General features: G+C 73.3%; 18 protein-coding genes and 1 pseudogene. 7 read left to right on the forward strand and 12 right to left on the reverse strand.

Annotated features, from left to right (window positions below):
• The first annotated feature begins 10 nt into the window (after nt 1-10).
• Entirely contained in the window at nt 11-760 is a 750-nt protein-coding gene (locus CEB94_RS06110) for an SDR family oxidoreductase (RefSeq protein ID WP_175431186.1), read from the forward strand.
• A gap of 75 nt (nt 761-835) precedes the next feature.
• Here the strand turns inward: CEB94_RS06110 and CEB94_RS06115 are convergent, their stop codons facing one another.
• The 4 genes from CEB94_RS06115 to CEB94_RS06130 all read right to left on the reverse strand — a co-directional run bounded on the left by CEB94_RS06115 (nt 836) and on the right by CEB94_RS06130 (nt 3,647).
• Nucleotides 836-1,621, reverse strand: a complete 786-nt coding sequence (locus CEB94_RS06115; protein WP_175431187.1) for an Fpg/Nei family DNA glycosylase — start codon at nt 1,619-1,621, stop codon at nt 836-838.
• Nucleotides 1,622-1,631: 10 nt separating this feature from the next.
• Nucleotides 1,632-2,003, reverse strand: a complete 372-nt coding sequence (locus CEB94_RS06120) for a VOC family protein (protein WP_175431188.1) — start codon at nt 2,001-2,003, stop codon at nt 1,632-1,634.
• Nucleotides 2,004-2,102: 99 nt separating this feature from the next.
• On the reverse strand, nt 2,103-3,107 hold the full coding sequence (locus CEB94_RS06125) for a DUF6397 family protein (RefSeq protein ID WP_175431189.1): 1,005 nt from the start codon (nt 3,105-3,107) through the stop codon (nt 2,103-2,105).
• A 126-nt stretch (nt 3,108-3,233) separates the two neighbouring features.
• Entirely contained in the window at nt 3,234-3,647 is a 414-nt protein-coding gene (locus tag CEB94_RS06130) for a roadblock/LC7 domain-containing protein (RefSeq protein ID WP_031137176.1), read from the reverse strand.
• 104 nt (nt 3,648-3,751) lie between these two features.
• On the opposite strand from CEB94_RS06130, the gene CEB94_RS06135 reads away from it, so the two are divergent.
• The gene (locus CEB94_RS06135) at nt 3,752-4,180 is read left to right on the forward strand and encodes a PPOX class F420-dependent oxidoreductase (RefSeq protein ID WP_175431190.1); all 429 of its coding nucleotides are present in this window, start codon (nt 3,752-3,754) and stop codon (nt 4,178-4,180) included.
• A gap of 35 nt (nt 4,181-4,215) precedes the next feature.
• On the opposite strand, the gene CEB94_RS06140 is transcribed toward CEB94_RS06135, so the two are convergent.
• From CEB94_RS06140 to CEB94_RS06160, 5 genes are all read right to left on the reverse strand, one after another.
• Nucleotides 4,216-4,821 (reverse strand): GTP-binding protein, encoded by a 606-nt coding sequence (locus CEB94_RS06140; protein ID WP_175431191.1) that lies wholly within the window; start codon nt 4,819-4,821, stop codon nt 4,216-4,218.
• Nucleotides 4,822-4,935: 114 nt separating this feature from the next.
• On the reverse strand, nt 4,936-5,346 hold the full coding sequence (locus CEB94_RS06145) for a DUF742 domain-containing protein (protein ID WP_033307201.1): 411 nt from the start codon (nt 5,344-5,346) through the stop codon (nt 4,936-4,938).
• Between the two features lie 22 nt (nt 5,347-5,368).
• Nucleotides 5,369-5,806 carry a roadblock/LC7 domain-containing protein gene (locus tag CEB94_RS06150; RefSeq protein ID WP_175431192.1) on the reverse strand — a complete coding sequence of 146 codons (438 nt, stop codon included), beginning with the start codon at nt 5,804-5,806 and terminating at the stop codon, nt 5,369-5,371.
• A complete protein-coding gene (locus CEB94_RS06155; RefSeq protein ID WP_175431193.1) occupies nt 5,803-8,397 on the reverse strand; it encodes a sensor histidine kinase in 2,595 nt (864 codons plus the stop codon). Before CEB94_RS06155 ends, CEB94_RS06150 begins: the two co-directional genes overlap by 4 nt.
• Nucleotides 8,398-8,711: 314 nt before the next feature.
• Entirely contained in the window at nt 8,712-9,497 is a 786-nt protein-coding gene (locus CEB94_RS06160) for an MHYT domain-containing protein (RefSeq protein WP_175431194.1), read from the reverse strand.
• A gap of 273 nt (nt 9,498-9,770) precedes the next feature.
• Here CEB94_RS06160 and CEB94_RS06165 point away from each other — a divergent pair, with 273 nt between their 5' ends.
• Entirely contained in the window at nt 9,771-10,370 is a 600-nt protein-coding gene (locus CEB94_RS06165; protein WP_175431195.1) for a class I SAM-dependent methyltransferase, read from the forward strand.
• A gap of 9 nt (nt 10,371-10,379) precedes the next feature.
• Here the strand turns inward: CEB94_RS06165 and CEB94_RS06170 are convergent, their stop codons facing one another.
• Nucleotides 10,380-11,279, reverse strand: coding sequence for an oxygenase MpaB family protein (locus tag CEB94_RS06170; protein WP_175436912.1), 900 nt, complete (start codon nt 11,277-11,279; stop codon nt 10,380-10,382).
• Nucleotides 11,280-11,378: 99 nt separating this feature from the next.
• Here CEB94_RS06170 and CEB94_RS06175 point away from each other — a divergent pair, with 99 nt between their 5' ends.
• Together CEB94_RS06175 and CEB94_RS06180 are read left to right on the forward strand one after the other, a co-directional pair.
• Nucleotides 11,379-11,675 (forward strand): hypothetical protein, encoded by a 297-nt coding sequence (locus CEB94_RS06175; protein ID WP_175431196.1) that lies wholly within the window; start codon nt 11,379-11,381, stop codon nt 11,673-11,675.
• A 134-nt stretch (nt 11,676-11,809) separates the two neighbouring features.
• A pseudogene (locus CEB94_RS06180) lies at nt 11,810-12,672 on the forward strand (hypothetical protein).
• Nucleotides 12,673-12,746: 74 nt separating this feature from the next.
• On the opposite strand, the gene CEB94_RS06185 reads toward CEB94_RS06180, so the two are convergent.
• The gene (locus CEB94_RS06185; protein ID WP_031137158.1) at nt 12,747-12,929 is read right to left on the reverse strand and encodes a hypothetical protein; all 183 of its coding nucleotides are present in this window, start codon (nt 12,927-12,929) and stop codon (nt 12,747-12,749) included.
• 158 nt (nt 12,930-13,087) lie between these two features.
• On the opposite strand from CEB94_RS06185, the gene CEB94_RS06190 reads away from it, so the two are divergent.
• Nucleotides 13,088-16,018, forward strand: coding sequence for a DEAD/DEAH box helicase (locus CEB94_RS06190; protein WP_246111744.1), 2,931 nt, complete (start codon nt 13,088-13,090; stop codon nt 16,016-16,018).
• Nucleotides 16,015-17,259: an SWIM zinc finger family protein gene (locus CEB94_RS06195; RefSeq protein WP_175431197.1), complete on the forward strand. Its 1,245-nt coding sequence runs from the start codon at nt 16,015-16,017 to the stop codon at nt 17,257-17,259. The genes CEB94_RS06190 and CEB94_RS06195 overlap by 4 nt, the downstream gene beginning before the upstream one ends.
• Before the next feature lie 104 nt (nt 17,260-17,363).
• Here the strand turns inward: CEB94_RS06195 and CEB94_RS06200 are convergent, their stop codons facing one another.
• On the reverse strand, nt 17,364-17,714 hold the full coding sequence (locus CEB94_RS06200) for a hypothetical protein (protein WP_175431198.1): 351 nt from the start codon (nt 17,712-17,714) through the stop codon (nt 17,364-17,366).
• Nucleotides 17,715-17,723: the final 9 nt, after the last annotated feature.

A 17,723-nucleotide genomic window follows, 5' to 3' on the forward strand; every position in this document is an offset into this window, starting at 1 on the left:
GAGGTCCACGATGGGACGCCTCAGTGAGCGGGTGGCGATCGTCACCGGCGGGGCCGGAGGCATCGGAACCGCGGTGGCACGTGCCCTCGCGGCCGAGGGCGCCTTTGTGGTGGTCGCCGACATCCGGGACGCCGAGGGAGTGGACCTCGCGGCCGGGCTCGGCGGCCGGGCCCGCTTCCTGCACCTGGACGTCACCAGCGAGGACGACTGGCGGCGGGCGCTGGCCGAGACGGAGCGGGACCTGGGCCCGGTCTCGGTCCTCGCCAACATCGCGGGGATCATCGACTGGGGCCCGATGGAGGAGCAGAGCCCCGCGTCCTTCCGCCGGGTCGTGGACGTCAACCTCACGGGGGCCTGGCTGGGCATGCGCGCGGTCGCACCGTCGCTGCGCCGGGCCGGGGGCGGCGTCATCGTCAACATGTCCTCTCTGGCGGGGCTGACCGCCTACGCCGGTGTCGGCGCGTACGCGGCCAGCAAATGGGGACTGCGCGGACTGACCAAGGCCGCCGCTCTGGAGCTGGCGCCCGACCGGGTCCGGGTCTGCTCGGTCCATCCCGGCGCCATCCGCACCCGTATGACGGCCGGCTTCGGTGACGCCTACACGGCGGGGCAGCCCATCCCCCGGTTCGGAGAGCCCGAGGAGGTCGCCCGCATGGTGCTCTTCATCGTCACCGACGCGACGTTCTCGACGGGCTGCGAGTTCATCGTGGACGGCGGCATTCTGGCCGGGGCGCCGGCCGTCCTGACCCCCGGTGAGTGAGCCGCCGAGGCGCCCAGCCGCAGGGCCGCGAAGACGCCCCGCGCCTGACCGGCCGGCCGACCAGCCCTGACCGGGTCACCCGTCGGGCTGGCACTGAGGGCACCACACCGTGCCCCGCCCGGCCATACGGGACCTGCGCAGGCCGCTGCCGCACCGCGGGCACCTGGGGTCCCGGTCGGCCCGGTGGCCGGTGAGCCAGGAGTCACGCGGCGGTACGCAGCCGGCGGTGACGGACGAGCGCAGGGTGCGGCGCATCTCGACGTAGAGGCGACGGCGGTCCTCCTGGGTCAGGTCACGCGCCCCGCGGTCGGGGCGCAACCGGGCCCGCCACAGGATCTCGTCGGCGAGGAGATTGCCGAGCCCGGCGAGAACGGACTGGTCGGTGAGAGCCGTCTTGAGGCTCCCGCGGCGCGACGAGAGCACCTCCTCGAACTCCGCACGCTCCACCGCCAGCGCGTCGGGCCCCTGCCGCCGCAGCAGCCGCTCGATGTCGGACTCGTCGTGGGCCAGCCAGAGCCCCTGCAGCTTGCGCTGGTCGCGGAAGCGCAGCTGACGGCCACCGCCCAGGGTGAACAGGACGCGGTCATGCGCCTCGACGGGATCATCGGCATGCCCGCACACCAGCCGCCCGGTCATGCCGAAGTGCAGGACGAGGGTGGGGCCGCCGGTGCGGGCGAGCAGCCACTTGCCGTGCCGCTGCGGCGTCCCGAGCCGCCGCCCCTCCAGGGCGTCCCGCAGCCGCCGGGCGTCGACCCCGTGCAGGACGCCCGTGTCCCGCACGTCGACCCGCCGGATGACGCGTCCTTTCGCGCAGGACTCGAGCACCTGCCGGAAGCCCTCGACGTCGGGGAGCTCGGGCACGACCGGTGTGTCAGGTTTCCTGGAGGACGGACAGCACGTTCCCCGCGGGGTCGGTGAACCAGGCGATCAGCGGGCCGCCGCCGCGGAAGATGCCCTTGTCGTCCGTCTTGAGGTGGTCGTAACTCTCGAAACGCACCCCTCTGCTGGTCAGCTCGTCGACCGCTGCCTCGATGTCGTCCACCGGGAAGTTGAGGATGGTGAACGCCGCCGGGGTGTGGTCCGGCTTGGGGTAGACCAGGATGTCCCGGTCCCCCGCGAGGTGCAGGAGCAGCATTCCGTTCTCCTCCGACACCCGGAGCCCGAGCGTGTCGGCGTAGAACGCCCTGGCCGCGTCGATGTCGTTCACCGAGAACCCGCTGAACGCCTTCGTCTTACCGAACATGGTCGCCTCCCGGACACAGTCTGCTCAGGGTGGGACCCGGGCGCATCCGGAAACTCATCGGTCAGCGGGCCGACCAGCGGTGATGCGGTACCGCCGGGGTCACCCGGCCGACCTCCGGCCTCTGCGACGGAACCGGCTCAGCAGGCCGTGCGGAGGAGTGGGGTCCAGGGGCGCGGGCCGCTCCGCCGCCGGCGCCGGGGGTGGCGCGTGCGGATCGGGGCCTGCCTGAGGTTTCGGAGGTGGCGCGAGCGGATCGAGACCTGCCGGAGGTGTCGGAGGTGAGGCGAGCGGATCGATGCCTGCCGGAGGTGTCGGGGAAAGTGCCTCCGCCACGGGGTGGTGCTTTCGGGCCGTCTCCATCGTGTGGGCCAGGTCCGCGCGGAACCAGGACACTTCGTCCGGCTCGCTCGCCGTCATGAGCGTCTCGGCCAGCTCGGCGGTGGGTGAACCGGGAGCGCCGTGCGCCGGGAGCCGGGGGCGGCAGCGGTCCAGACGGGCGCGCTCGTGGGGATCCTGGACGACGTCCGCCACGTCGACCGGGTCGAGGAGACAGGCGACCGCTGCCGCGCGCGCCCAGGGGTCGTCCCCCGCCTGCCGCGTCAGGAATCCGACGTGGCGCCCCCGCCAGTTGCGGGGCCGCCGGTCCATCCCCGCCTTCAACCCTTCCCGGATCTCCGCGGGTGTGCGACGGGCGGTCAGTAGCCGGGCGTTGCTCCCCTCCGCCGCGAACTGCCTCAGCTCTTCGGCCAGATACCGCCAGACAACCGTCCGATAGCGGTTGATGTAGAACGCCACCGGAACCAGCAGGCCATAGCGCGCGAGGCTCGTGAACCTGGTGGGCGTCACCTCCATGAGCTGGGCGCCCTCGGTGGTACCGGCGGTCGCGACGCGCTCGCGCAGGACGTCCGGGAAGCCGTCACCGGAGCGCAGCCGGTCGATCTCGGCCCGGGCCACGCGCCGGCCCCCGCCGCCTTCGTCGGGAACGGTCCGGATGAGCCCCAGGTTCACCGCGAGGTCGAACTCGCTCCGCTTGAGGTCCAGTTCGCGGGCGGCCCGGCTCGGGGCGCAGGTGAGGCGGTCGGGTGTGGTGCCGGTGCGTGACATGGTCGGTCTCCCCCGTGGAGTCAGCGGCTCACGCCGTGTGCGGTCGCCGTGAAAAAACCGTAGCCGCTTCGGCGGATCTCGTGGCGAGCCTGTGGATAACTCCACGGGGAATGACAAACGTGCAGGTCAGAGGTCCGCGATCGGTTTTGGTTCGGGCTGGCGGGCATCGACGTCGAGGTGCTCGCCGACCCGGTTGACCAGCAGTGTCATCTCGTAGGCGATCTGGCCGATGTCGGCCTCCGCGCCGCTGAGGACGCACAGACAACTGCCCGTTCCGGCCGCGGTGACGAAGAGCACCGCGTCGTCGAACTCGATCATCGTCTGGCGTACGCTGCCCGCGCCGAAATGCCGTCCGGAGCCCTTGGCCAGGCTGTGCAGCCCGGACGACACGGCCGCGAGGTGCTCAGCGTCCTCGCGGCGCAGTCCGGTGCTCGCGCCGGTCACCAGGCCGTCGTTGGACAGGACCAGTGCGTGCCGCACTTCATGGACACGCTCGGTCAAGTCGTCCAGCAGCCAGTCGAGTCCCTGGTTCTGCGCCATCTTCCGTTCTCCCCGTTTTCTCCCCGTGCGATTCCCCTCCTGGCCGGAGGATCTCCATCTCAGACTTCCCCACGACCGCGGTCGGGGCAAGGAGGATGGGAGCCATGGCAGAGAAGATGACCGACACGCAATGGCGGGAGTTCGTTTCCCACGGCACCCGCACCGCGAAGCTGTCCACCGTCCGGGCCGACGGCAGCCCGCACGTGGCTCCGATCTGGTTCCTGCTGGACGGGGACGAGGTGGTGTTCAACACCGGCAAGGACACGGTGAAGGGGCGCAACATCGTCCGGGACGGCCGGATCGCCCTGTGCGTGGACGACGACCGGCCGCCGTACTCCTTCGTGGTGCTGCGGGGCCGCGCCCGTGTCTTGGAAGACCTCGACGAGCTACGGCACTGGGCCACCCGGATCGGTGCCCGGTACATGGGCGAGGAGCGGGCCGAGGAGTTCGGCGCGCGCAACGGCGTCCCCGGCGAACTCCTCGTCCGTGTCACCGTCGACAGGGTGCTGGCGGAGCGGGACGTCGCGAACTGAGCGCGAACCACCACGGGTACGCCCTCCGCCTCAGGTCAGCCGACCGAGTCGAGCAGCCGGACGGTGTGCATCCGCCCGGCGTACTCGACGAGCCGGATCAGCACCTCCTTTCCCGAGTCGCGGTCGCGGGCGTCGCACAGCACCACGGGGGTGCCCTTGTCGAGGTCGAGGGCGCGCGAGACGTCCGGGGCCCCGTGCTGCCGGGCACCCGCGAAGCAGTTGACGGCCACGACGAACGGGATGCGCCGGTGCTCGAAGTAGTCGACCGCGGGGAAGCAGTCCTCCAGGCGACGGGTGTCCGCGAGGACGACCGCGCCGAGCGCCCCTTGCGACAACTCGTCCCACAAGAACCAGAACCGGTCCTGGCCCGGCGTGCCGAACAGGTACAGGGAGAGACCGGACCGGATGGTGATGCGCCCGAAGTCCATGGCGACGGTCGTGGTCGTCTTGTGGGCCACGCCGCCGATGTCGTCCACCGACTGGCCCGCTTCGCTGAGGAGTTCCTCGGTGCGCAGCGGCCGGATCTCGCTGACGGCGCCTACCAGGGTGGTCTTGCCCACGCCGAATCCGCCGGCGACCAGAATCTTCAACGCCAGTGCGGCGGTCTCGCCGCCCGGGGCGTCGGAGTGCTCGGAGACCATTGATCACTTCTCTCAGGAGTGCCGGGTGTCGTGAGTGCGTGGGTGGTGTGGGTTCCGTCAGTGCGGGGTGGTGTGCGTCCAGCCCCAGCCGGTGTGTGGGCGGTGGACGTTCGGCTACAGCGCTCTCAGGCCCTCGATCACCTCGCGCAGGATGCGTTCGTCGGGCAGCTGCGCCGGTGGTACGGGGCGGCTGACGGTGACGCAGCCGAGTTCCAGGAGGTCGCCGAGGAGGACCCTCACCACGCCGACGGGCAGGTCCGCGCCGGCCGCGAGTTCGGCGACCGACTGGGTTTCCGGGCGGCACAGGTCGAGGAGGTTGCGGTGTTCGGGGCCGAGCGGGGCGTCGTCCACTCCGGGTGCGCCCGGGTCGAGCGTGACCAGGGCGATCAGGTCGAACCGAACGCCCGTGGGGCCGGGCCGGGTGCGTCCGCCCGTCATGGCGTAGGGGCGGACGAGCGGTCCGGCCTCGTTGTCGTACCACTGGCTGCCCTGCTCGCGCGGGGCGCCCGTCATGTCCTCGGTCATCTGTGCGGACCGTTCTCCCGGTTCATCCTGCGGCGGGGGGCCGCGCGGCCACGCGGGGCGCCGTGCCGAGGTGCTCGCCGACGCGCTTGACCAGGCGTGCCATCTCGTAGGCCACGAGGCCGATGTCGGCGGTGACGGCGGTGAGGAGGGCGAGGCAGGAGCCGTCGCCCGCGGCGGCCACGAACAGGAAGCCCTCGTCCATCTCCACCATGGTCTGGCGGACCCCGCCGGCGCCGAAGTGCCGTCCCGCTCCCTTGGCGAGGCTGTGGAAGCCCGAGGCGACCGCGGCGAGGTGCTCGGCGTCCTCGCGGCGCAGGCCGGTCGAGGCACCCACGGCGAGGCCGTCGTTGGACAGCACCACGGCGTGCCGGATGTCGCTCACGCGGAGCACCAGATCGTCCAGCAGCCAGTCGAGTCCGCCGGAGGGCGGGGCGGACTGTGTGCTCGGGTCCTGGATCATGCGGGGTCTCCTTCGCTGCTGTCGCTGCCCGTGGCGGGGCCGGGAGTGGTGGCGCGGCCGGGTTGCCTGCCGCCGCCGCGCGCCCAGCCGGCGCGGTAGGCCGCCATGCGGTCCCGTACGAGTTCGGGGGTGCGCTCGTCGTCCCGGAAGGCAGGTGCCGGTGGCTGCTCCTCGGGGCGTTCGTCGCGCAGTTGGGGAGCCAGGCTGGCCTGTCGTACGCGGCGCGGGAGGTCGTCGGAGTCTTCGGGCTGCTGCGGCGGGCGGTGCAGTCGCAAGGTGGCGACTCCTGGGGGTGGGGTCTGGCTCGGGGTCTCCAGGTGACGCGGACCGTCCGCGTGACGGGAGATGTGAGCGTGAACCGAGATGTCCGCGTGCAGCGAGGCCTTGGTCTCCGCTGCGGTCGGTACGGGGGCCACGAGGGCGCGCCGGTCGGTCTGGGCGGGTACGGCGTCCTGACGGGGGGTGTCGTCGGGCACGCGCGCGTAGGCGCGTGCCTCGGGCTGCCGCGCGGGTTCCGCCGCCTCGGGGGATCGTTCAGCCGCGCCTGTGTGGAGCAGGGCGGTGGGCAGCAGGACGACCGCGGTGGTGCCGCCGTACGGGGAGGTCCTCAGGTGGACCTTGACGTCGTGCCGGGCGGCGAGCCTGCTGACCACGAACAGGCCGAGCCGGTCGCTGTCGAAGAGGTCGAGCGCCTCGGACTGGGCGATGCGGCGGTTGGCTTCGGCGAGGGTCTCCTTGCCCATGCCGAGGCCGCGGTCCTCGACCTCGACGGCGTAGCCGTTGCCGACGGGTTCGCCGGTGACGCGCACGCGCGTGTGGGGCGGGGAGAACTGGGCGGCGTTCTCGATGATCTCGGCCAGCAGGTGCGTGAGGTCGGCGACGGCCGCGCCGGCCACGGCTGCCTCGGGGAGTTGCCTTACCTCCACGCGCGCGTAGTCCTCCACTTCGGAGACGGCCGCGCGGACCACGTTCGTCAGGGAGACCGGCATGCGCCAGGCCCGGCCGGGGGCGGCTCCGGAGAGGATGATCAGGCTCTCCGCGTGGCGCCGCATGCGGGTGGTGAGGTGGTCGAGGCGGAAGAGGTCGCTCAGCTCGTTCGGGTCGTCGGAGCGGCGTTCCATGCTGTCGAGGAGGGCGAGCTGCCGGTGGACGAGGATCTGGCTGCGGCGGGCTAGGTTGACGAAGACGCCGGAGATGCCGCTGGCGAGTTCGGCGCGTTCCACGGCGGCCCGCAGCGCGGCGCGGTGCACGGTGGTGAGAGCCTCGGCGACCTGCCCGGTCTCGTCCTCCGCGGGGGCTCCCGGCGGGGCCTCGGCGCGGATGTCGACCTCCTCGCCCGCGCGCAGTTTCCGCATGGCGTCGGGGAGTTTGCGCCGGGCGATCTCCAGGGCGCCGTTGCGCAGGCTGACCAGTTCCACCACGAGGCCGCGCCCGATGCGCACGGAGATGACGAGCGAGGCGGCGACGGCGGCGAGGCCGAGCAGGACGGCGGCACCGGCCGGGGTGAGCAGCCCTCGGGTGAACGGGTCGGCCCGCTCCGCGACCCCGCGTGCCGCGTCGTCCTCGATGACGCGCATGCCGTTCTGCACGGGCGCGTGGGCCGTGTTCCAGGTGCTCTCGGGTGCCGCGTCCACCGCCTTCGTGCCCGGCCCGCCGGCGAGGACCTCGTCCTCGGCATCGCCCAGGCCGGTGTAGGCGCTGCTGTCGGCGAGGGCGTCCCAGGCGGAGCGCTCGGGGCCGCTCAGGTCAGCGACGGCCGACTCGGTGAGCGTGCGGCGCACGTCGACGGCGCCGGTGAAAAGCCGGAGCCGCTCCCCGGTCAGGGCGCCGTCCAGGCGGGCGCTCGCCAGCACCGCGTCCTCCTGGGCCAGCGCTTCGCCCGCGCGGGCGAATTCGAGCAGCACGCGCGCGTCGGAGCCGAGGTCGGCGTCCCTGATGCCGGTGAGGGCGCCGCCGACGTCGAAGGCGGCCGAGATGGTCCGGGTGTAGCGGTCGTACGTCTCGGCCCAGCCCGCCCGCCGGTCCCGCACGGCGGTGCGCAGCGGCCGCAGTTGCTCGGCACCGGAGACGAACGCCTTCAGCCGCTGGGCGACTCCGGCGGGCAGCTCCCCGCTGTCGGCGACGGTGGTGTCCTTGCCGAGCCGCAGTTTCGCGACGGCCCGGTCGGTGCGCCGGGCGAGGTCGTCCAGTTCGCCGGTGCGGACGCTGGACGGCTCGGTGGCGTGGCGTACGGCGGCCGCGCGTTCGGCCTGGAGGGCGGCGACGGCGGCGGAGACGGGGCCGCGGACCGTGGCGTCGACGCGCTGGACCTGCCGCAGCCGGGAGACGTCCTGCGCGGTGGTGACGGTGGCGTAGGCCCACAGGGCCAGGAGGGAGACGACCGGCACCATCAGCAGGCAGACGATCTTGGCGCGCACGGTGCGGGGGCGTATGTGCCAGCGCTCCGCGCGCGTGGGCGCCACGTCCGGCGCGGCCTCCGCGGGCGTGTCGGGGCTCTCGTCGGCCGGTGGCCCGGCGTGCGCACGGCGACCGCGCACGGGCTGGGGCGGCGGCTCGGCGCCGGCTGTGGCGGTCCTACGGGGTGTTCGCATGGACTCCTCGCTCGGGAGTGGGTCGGGGGCGTGCGGGCCGGCGTCCTGGCTGGGGCGGCGCGCTGCCGTCCGAGCGCGCCGTAGGGCTCAGGGCGCCGTTGGGTGGTGAGCGCACCGTCGGGCGCAGAGCGGACGGGCCGGGTGGGGGCGAGCCGGGTGACGGCGGGCCGGGTGAGGGTGGGCCGTTCAAGCCGCTGGTGGCGCCACCTTGGCCGCTGGACCGGCCCTCCTGACCGCCGGCCCTCCTGACCGGCAGGTGCACTGTCCGTGAGCCCGCGCCCCGCACCGCCCGGGCCGTCAGCCGCCGTCAGCGGTCACCCGCGCGGCTGGGGGGCAACGCTCCGCACCGGCCGCTGGGCCGAGGCGGACGCCGCGCGCTCTCCCGCCGTCGGCGACAGCGCGACGAAGGCCGAGGTCAGGAAGAGATAGGAGCCGAGGCCGACGGCGAGGGGGAAGATGAACTGCATCGCCGTGGCCCCGGGGAGGGCATCCCCGGAGGGCGTGACGCGCACGCCCACCGCGAACATCCCGGTGTAGTGCATGCTGCTGACGGCCGCCCCCATGATCAGCGAGGCGATGGTGACCGCCACGGGCGACTTGATGTTGAGGGCCGCCCACAGGGCCGCCGTCGCGGCGACGACGGCGATCAGGACGGAGAGCCCGACGAGCAGCGGGTCGTAGCTCACGTCGCCGTGCAGACGGACGGCCGCCATGCCCAGGTAGTGCATGCTCGCGACGCCGAGGCCGGTGGTCAGCCCGCCGACGAGCAGGGCCCGGCCGCGGTCCCTGCTGTAGCCGATGGCGAAGACGCCGGCACAGACGACGACCATGGCGACGAGCAGGCTCAGCAGAGTGAGCGGCACGTCGTAGCGGATGTCGGTGCCGGTGACGCCGAAACCGAGCATGGCCACGAAGTGCATGGTCCAGATGCCGGTGCCGATCGCCGAGGCGGCGGTGAGGAGCCAGTTGCGGCGCGAGCGCCCGGTGGTGGCGAGCGCGCGGACGGTGCAGCGCAGACCGAGCGCGGCGCCTATGCAGGCCATCACGTACGACAGTGCGGGGGTCAGCCACCCCAGGGCAGCGTGGTCCAGGTGTCCCATGGCCCCGGGACGCTAGACCCGGCAGAGGCGCTCGAAGGGGGCGCATTTCGAAAGGTGTTGGAATATGACCCAAGGATGTACCGGAACGATCGGGTCACGCTCGAACGTGTGCACTGAGACGTCCTCCGTGCCGGTGAGGGCGTCCTCCGTGCCGGTGCGGCGTCCCTCGTTCCGGTGCGGCGTCCCTCGTTCCGGTGCGGCGTCCCCCGTTCCCGTGCGGCGTCCCCCGTTCCGGTGCGGCGTCATCCGTGCCGGTGCGGAATCATGCGGTACATGAGCGACGAGCAGACGCGTGTCCAGGAGTTCTTCACCGCCCGCGCCGCCGACTGGGACAGCCGGTTCCCCGACGACGGTCCGGCCTACGCGGCCGCGGTCGCGGAGATCGGGCTGCGGGCGGGCGACCGGGTGCTCGACGCGGGGTGCGGCACCGGACGCGCCCTGCCGCCGCTGCGAGCCGCCGTGGGGGTTTCGGGGGTGGTCCTCGGGGCCGACCTGACACCCGCCATGCTGCACGAGGCCGTACGGGCCGGACGGGACCGTGACGGGCAGTTGCTGCTCACGGACGTCGCCGCGCTGCCCCTGCGCCCGCGGTCGCTGGACGCCGTGTTCGGGGCGGGTCTCATCTCGCACCTCGAGAGCCCCGCCGAGAACCTGAGGGAGCTGGCGCGCGTGGTGCGCCCCGGTGGGGTACTGGCGCTGTTCCACCCGATCGGCAGGGCGGCTCTCGCGGCACGCCACGGCCGCCCGCTCACCCCGGACGACCTGCGCGCCGAGCCCAACCTCCGCCCCCTGCTGGCCGGTTCCGGATGGCGCCTGACGTCGTACGTCGACGAGGACTCCCGTTTCCTGGCACTCGCCGTGCGCGAGGACTGAGGCGCCGCGTCACCCGGCCTCGGCGTCCGGGGCCGCGTGCCGCACGGGGCAGCCCCGGACGCCCGGGACCGGGCGTGTGCCCAGGTCGGCGATCCGGTAGCCGTACGGGTAGCCCTTGATCTCCCGGTTCTGTCGGGCGAAGTGTGGAGCCCGCCGGGGCGGCAGCAGGCGGACGGCACGGCCCCGGAGCCGGACCGCGCGCCGCACCCACGCGCGCGTGGCGGCACTCGGCGGGGTGTAGCGGAAGGCGCGCAGCAGCGAGTCGTCGAGCAGCGCGAGGGTCGTGGTGCGCAGCAGGGGTGCGAGCGGGCCGGGGTACCAGGAGGCCATCAGGCCGAGTGTGGCGTCCGAGACGCGCCGGGCGTCCCCGTCCCAGGCGAAGTGGGCGGCCTCGTAGGAGCCGAGGCAGGTCTCGAACTCCTCGTAGGTCTCGGGGATGTCCTTGATGCCCATGTGGCGGCCCAGTGTGCGGTAGTGGACGACACTGGCGACGATCTCGTGGCGTGACATCCGGCGCCAGCCGTAGGCGTCGATCCACCGTTTGGGCATCACGACGAAGGTGCAGAGCACGTAGCGCATGTCGTCGTCGCTGATGTCGTAGCTGCGGTGCATCTGATTGATGCGGCGGATCGCGGTCCTGCCCTGGTCGCTGCCGAAGCCGTGCTCGACGATGGTGTCCAGGAGCAGCGAGGTGTCGTCGTAGCGCTTCTGCGTCCGGTCCGTGAGCTCCGCCGTGCGCGCCAGCAGCCTGCCGATGCCCGGGACGGCGTAGGTGCGGTACAGGGCCAGCTCCAGGGCGCGTGTGAAGTCCCAGGGGAACTCGTACGCCACGCTGAGCCGGTAGATCTCCGTAGCGTCCTCGTACGGGTTCATCCGCCGGATCTGCTCGAGCCGTGAGAAGCGCTTCACCGTGCCGTCCCCCTTCTGCCACAGGTTCTCCAACTCTACGTTGGTGACCAGGAGATGAACGACCATGCAGGGCAGGCACACAGGGGGCAGGTGGTCAGCATGTGGGACAGGTTCCTCAAAGCCGGGGGAAGGGTCGCTCATGTCTTGCGCACGGAGCCGAAGGCCGGTGGGGACAAGCGTCCGCACAATCTCTTCGAGGCCGCGGCGACCTATGTCACGGCCTGCGCGGAGGACGACCAGGAGCGGGCCGACGAGGCGGCCGGCTGGGTCTCGCCGGAGGCGCTGTCGTTCGGCGTGAACGAGCTGGCCTGCCGGGCCGTGATCGCGCTCGCCCGGGAGCGCGGCGAGTCGCCGGAGACCGTGGCCCGCCACTTGCTGGGGCTGCCGGCGGCGTGAGGGGCACGGCACGACGGCCGATTCGCCCCGTCCGCCGGAAAACTGCAGCTCCGCGTGCGCATGCGGGGCCGTGACAAGGGGCTTGCGGGCGCACTAGGGTGCGCGCCGGTGGACGAACCGATGGGGAGGCTGGGATGGCCGGGACGGACGAGGAAGCCGTCGCCGCCGCGGACGATGCGCTCTATGTGCTCACGGCGGTGCTACTGACGCCGGCGAAGTTCCCGAGCGTGCTGGGCGACGACTACCCCGAGGCATGCGCGGCGCTCGGTCTCGCGCCGCTCGCCGACGGGTACGGGCTGGTGCTCGGCCAGGACGGCGAAGGCGCCCGGTGGACGGTGGCCATCGACGACGTCTCCCTGGTGGCCGTCGCGATCGCCTCCTGGGACTGCGGCATGGAGTACGAGCTGTCGCCCGACGAGCGCACGGTCGTCGCGGCCCTGCCCGGCTGGCCTCTCGCGGTCGCCGTCGCGGCCCCCGGGGTGCCCGCTCCGCACGATCCGGGCCCGGAGGCCGACGAGGGGCCCCCGCTGGCTCCGCCGGACACCACCGTGTGGGGCCCGGCCCAGCGGCGCCTGGGCGCGGACGAGATCGCGCTGCAATGGGCGACGTGGCGGGAGCAGGTCGACGACGCGGCGTTCCCGACGTCGGAGCCCTCGGGAACACCGGGTGACGGGGCGGGACGGCCGCCGGCGGTCCGGACGGACGCGGGGAGAACGGGCAGAAGGGTGGCCACAGCGGCATCCGGCGCGTCCTCGCGGAGGCCCGCACCTATATCGACTCGCCGCCGCCTCTGGGCCGGGTCCGGTCGTCCTTCGCGCCGGGTGACGCCCGGACCCTGCGGGCCGACGGTCCCGGCTGGTCGCTCGTCGCCAGGACCGACGACATCGCCTTCGTGCTGCTCGACGAGGAACCTGGTGAGGTCCTGCCGGTGGGCCGGGGGCCGGAACTGCCGGGACTCCTCGAGGCACTGGACAAGATGGCCGTACGGCCGAACTGAGCCGGTTCGGCGGGGCCGCGCCCGTTCGGCCGGGCCTTCGCGGTGCGGGCCGGGCGGCACCGGCCTTCAGCGCCTCAGCGGCCGATCTCCTTGCGGGTGGCGCGGCGCAGCCTGCGCCGCTGCGACGGGTCCAGCGTGAGGTACGCGGCGGCCGGGACTCCCAGGATGATCAGGAGCGATGCCCACCAGGGCAGCCAGATCAGCAGGATGAGCCCGACTGCCACACCGCCCGCGGCGATCTTGGCGTTCTTCGACATGACTGTCGCCTCCTTCGCGGCCACTGCCGCTCTCTGTCTCGAAAACGGACCCGCGTTCGCGGCGGTTCCGGACCGCAACCCTGAGACATCCCTGAGGTGCGACCCCGACGCACCCCTGAGACCTCTATGGTGACCCAGCTCACAGCCCAGCCATACCCATGCGCGCCAGAAGTGATGTACTCTCGGCGACTCCGCTTCCACTAGTCAAATTTGAGGAATCCGCCATAGCCGAGCACCCGACTCTCCCGGCATCCCCCTCCGACCTCTCCGAACTGGCCTTGTGCCGGTCCGTCTTCCTGCCCGGCGACCCCGCGCGCACTGGGAGTGTCGCCTTCTGGCGGCCCGACGGCGTCACCCCTCCGCCTGTGGAGCCGGCATCCGTCGCGGACCTGACCGTCGTCGTGCCCCATGACGGTGAGGTCGAGGAAGCGAGCGTGCCCGCCGTCCTGGTGCCGGTGCACACGGCTCTGCCGGTCCTCACGCGTGCGCGTGCCGGCGGGCAGGGGCACCGGTCCACCGTCTTCTGGGGCGCGGCGGCCCTGCACGCCCTGCACCTCGTGGCCCGGGGACTGCTGCTGCCGGGGCTGTCACCGGGCGACCACGACGCCTGGCGCGCGGGCCCGCTGCGCGCCCAGGACGTCGAGGCCCTGCGCCGCCTCGCCGCCGCGATGCCGCCCGAGGCGCACGCCGTGCCCCTGGGAGACGCCGCGCCGCTGCGGCTGCCCGACCCGGAGCAGCTTCTGCGCGCCTTCCTCGACGCTGTCGCCGACACCCTGCCCCGCTCCCCCGCCGCGCCGCTGGTGACGGGCGGCCCCGCCTACGCCTCGCCGGAGCCGGTGCGGCTGCCCGAGCAGCGCGCCTGGGCCGCCGATGTCGCCGCGGGACTTGACGCGGGCGTGCGGCTGTCGCTGCGGATCGAGGCGGACGGCCTGACGGACGCGGCGGACGACGACACGGACGTGACGTTCCGGGCCGTGCTGCAGGTGCACAGCGTCAGCGATCCGGCGCTCGTCGCGGACGCCGCGGACGTCTGGACCGGCACCGGGGGCGAGGCCTTCGGTCCACGCGCGCGGATGGACGCACTGCTCGCCCTGCGCCGTGCGGCCCGGGCCTGGGCCCCGCTCACGCCCCTGCTGGCGGCGGCCGTGCCGGACGCGGCCGTACTCGCCGACGAGGAGGTCACCGAGCTTCTCGGTGCGGGCGCCGTCGCGCTGAGCGCGGCCGGGGTCGACGTGCACTGGCCCAAGGGGCTCTCCCGTGAGCTCCGCACGCACGCGGAGGTGGGGCCTTCCCACGGCGGTCCGGAGTCCGGCGAGGCCTCGGCGGCCATGCCGTCGTTCCTGTCCGCCGACGCGCTGCTCGCCTTCACGTGGTCGTTCGCCCTGGGTGAGGGGCGGCTGGACCGTGCGGAGCTGGACCGTCTCGCCGAGGCGAAGCGCCCGGTGGTGCGGCTGCGTGACCAGTGGGTCCTGATCGACCCTCACGAGGCGCGCCTGGCCCGCTCCCGGCAGGACCGCAAGGTGACGCCGGTGGACGCCCTGGGCGCGGCCCTGACGGGCTGGGCGGAGGTGGACGGCCGCCGGGTCGAGGTGCGGCCGACCGGATGGCTGGCGGCCCTGCGGGAGCGGCTCGCGGACCCCGAGGCGCAGCGGCCCGTGGAGCAGCCGGCCGCCCTCGCCGCCACCCTGCGGGACTACCAGCGGCGGGGCCTGAACTGGCTCGCCGGTATGACGTCGCTGGGTCTGGGCTGCTGTCTCGCCGACGACATGGGGCTCGGCAAGACGATCACGCTGATCGCCCTCCACCTGCACCGGCAGTCCGACGCCGGGTCCGCCGGACCGACCCTGGTGGTCTGCCCGACGTCCCTGATGGGCAACTGGCAGCGGGAGATCGAACGGTTCGCGCCCGGCACACCGGTGCGGCGCTTCCATGGCGCGCGGCGCGACCTGGACGGCCTGGCCGACGGGGAGTTCGTGCTCACCACGTACGGCACGATGCGCCTGGACGCGCCCCGGCTCGCCGGAGTGCCGTGGGGCATGCTCGTGGCGGACGAGGCACAGCACGTGAAGAACCCGCACTCCTCGACCGCGCGGGAGCTGCGTTCCATCGGCGCACGCGCGCGTGTGGCCCTCACCGGCACCCCGGTGGAGAACAACCTGTCGGAGTTGTGGGCGATCCTCGACTGGACGACTCCGGGGCTGCTGGGCCGGCTCGGTACCTTCCGCAGGCGGTACGCGGAAGCCGTCGAGGGCGGTCAGGACCCGGCCGCTGCCGACCGGCTGGCCCGGCTCGTACGGCCGTTCCTGCTGCGCCGCCGCAAGTCGGACCCGGGGATCGCGCCCGAGCTGCCGCCGAAGACGGAGACCGATCACGCCGTGTCGCTCACCGAGGAGCAGGCGGCGCTGTACGAAGCCGTGGTGCGCGAGGCGCTCGCGGAGATCTCCGGCGCCGGCAGCATGGCCCGGCGGGGCCTGATCGTGAAGCTGCTCACCGGCCTCAAGCAGATCTGCAACCATCCGGCGCAGTACCTCAAGGAGGAGCGGCCGGTGATCTCCGGGCGTTCCGGCAAGCTGGAGCTGCTGGACGAGCTGCTCGACACGATCCTCGCCGAGCAGGCGGGCGTGCTGGTGTTCACGCAGTACGTGCAGATGGCCCGTCTCCTCGAACGGCACCTCGCCGCCCGCGGCACGCCCACGCAGTTCCTGCACGGAGGGACGCCCGTCGCCGGGCGCGAGGCCATGGTGCGGCGTTTCCAGGACGGCGAAGTGCCGGTGTTCCTGCTGTCGTTGAAGGCGGCGGGCACCGGGCTGAATCTCACCCGGGCCGAGCACGTCGTGCACTACGACCGCTGGTGGAACCCGGCCGTCGAGGCGCAGGCGACCGACCGCGCGTACCGCATCGGCCAGACCCGGCCCGTGCAGGTGCACCGGATCATCGCGGAGGGAACGATCGAGGACCGCATCGCCGAACTGCTGATACGCAAGCGGGAGCTGGCGGACGCGGTCCTGGGCGCCGGCGAGGCCGCGCTCACGGAACTAACAAACGCGGAACTGGCGGATCTGGTCGAACTGCGAGGGGGCCTGCGATGACTCGGCACGAGGACGACATGGAACGCACCTTCGCCGCCCTGCCGCCCGCCCACGGGCGGGGCTTCACGCAGACCTGGTGGGGCCAGGCCTGGCTGAAGGCACTGGAGGGCACTGCGCTGGACTCGGCACAGCTCAAGACGGGCCGCCGGCTCGCCCGCGCGGGTGCGGTCGGCGCGGTGTCGGTGCGCCCGGGGCGGCTGACAGCCGTCGTCCAGGACCGCGACCGTACGGCGCACCGGGCCGACGTCCTGCTGGAGGAGCTCTCGCCCGAGCAGTGGGACCGTTTCCTGGACATGACGGCGGAGCGGGCCGGTCATGTGGCGGCGCTGCTGGACCGGGAGATGCCACCGCACCTGGTCGAGGACGCGGCGGACGCGGGCGTCGAACTGCTCCCGGGACTGGGCGACCTGGAGCCGGAGTGCGACTGCGAGGCCTGGGACCACTGCGGGCACACGGCGGCGCTCTGTTACCAGGTGGCGCGGCTGCTGGACCAGGACCCGTTCGTGCTGCTGCTGATGCGCGGGCGCGACGAGACCACCCTGCTGGAGGACCTGCAGGCGCGCGGCGGCGCGTCCACGGCGGGCTCCGCCGAGCCGGAGGGCGTGGACGCGGCCGAGGCGTACGCCGCCGGTGACATCCTGCCGCCGCTCCCGGATCCGCCCGGGCTCCCCGGCGAACCCGGTCTTCCGCCGTCCCTGGACACCGAGACACCGCCCGCCCCCGGCATCGAACCGGCCGCTCTGGCGTTCCTGGCCGCGCAGACCGCCGTACGGGCTCACGGCCTGCTCAGGGGAACGCTCCAGGGCGACGTCCACGCGACGCCGGCGCAGGACGCGGTGCGGCTGGCCGCGGGTGACCCCGGCCGGGAGGTGACCGACCGGCTCGCAGACGGGTCGGGACGCGGCCGGGAGGGACTGGCCACGGCCGTGCGCGCCTGGCGTCACGGCGGCGCGGCCGCACTGTCCGTCCTCGACGAGGAGTGGCGTGTGGAGGGCGAAACGCTCGCACGCGCGCGTGCCGCCCTGGAGTCGGCCTGGGACACCGGTGAACGGCCGGAGCTGCGGGCGCGGGGCAACCGCTGGACGGTCGCCGGCGCGCCGGTCCAGCTGCGGCTCGGCCGGGACGGCCGCTGGTGGCCCTACCGCAAGGAACGCGGCCGCTGGCAGCCCGCGGGAGGCGCCGCCCAGGACCCGGCGACGGCCCTGGCATCGGCGACAGCCCCGGTTTCGGCGGAAGTTTAGGCAGGAGAAGGAGACTCTTTGTGAGGTCCGCGCCAGGGCCACTTCCACCGCCGGGCCGAATGACGGGACCCGGAAACCTGTGCCGGGTGAGGAGACGGCAGGCGTCAGGGCAGTAGCTCGCCGGGGTCCAGGGACGGGACGAGCGATTCGAGGTCACTCGGAAGATCACTGGGCAGATCGCTCGGCAACCGGGTCGGAAAGCCCGACGGCAGCCGCGACGGCAGCTCGCTGGGCAACCTCGTGGGCAGCGTGGTGGGGATGCCGAAGGACGGCGCGTCAGTGCGGCTCGTGCTCTCGCCCCCCGGCTCCCCGTCCGGCGAGTCGTCCCGTCCCGAGGCCATCAGCGCCACGAGAGACACGGCTGCGAGGGCCACGAGCACGGCGAGCAGGATGAGCAGCGGATTCCGGCGCCGGGGCGGCCCGGGCGGGTGCGGCGGTACGGGCGGCATGGCCATACCTGCCAG

Source organism: Streptomyces hawaiiensis, assembly GCF_004803895.1.
GTDB lineage: Bacteria > Actinomycetota > Actinomycetes > Streptomycetales > Streptomycetaceae > Streptomyces > Streptomyces hawaiiensis.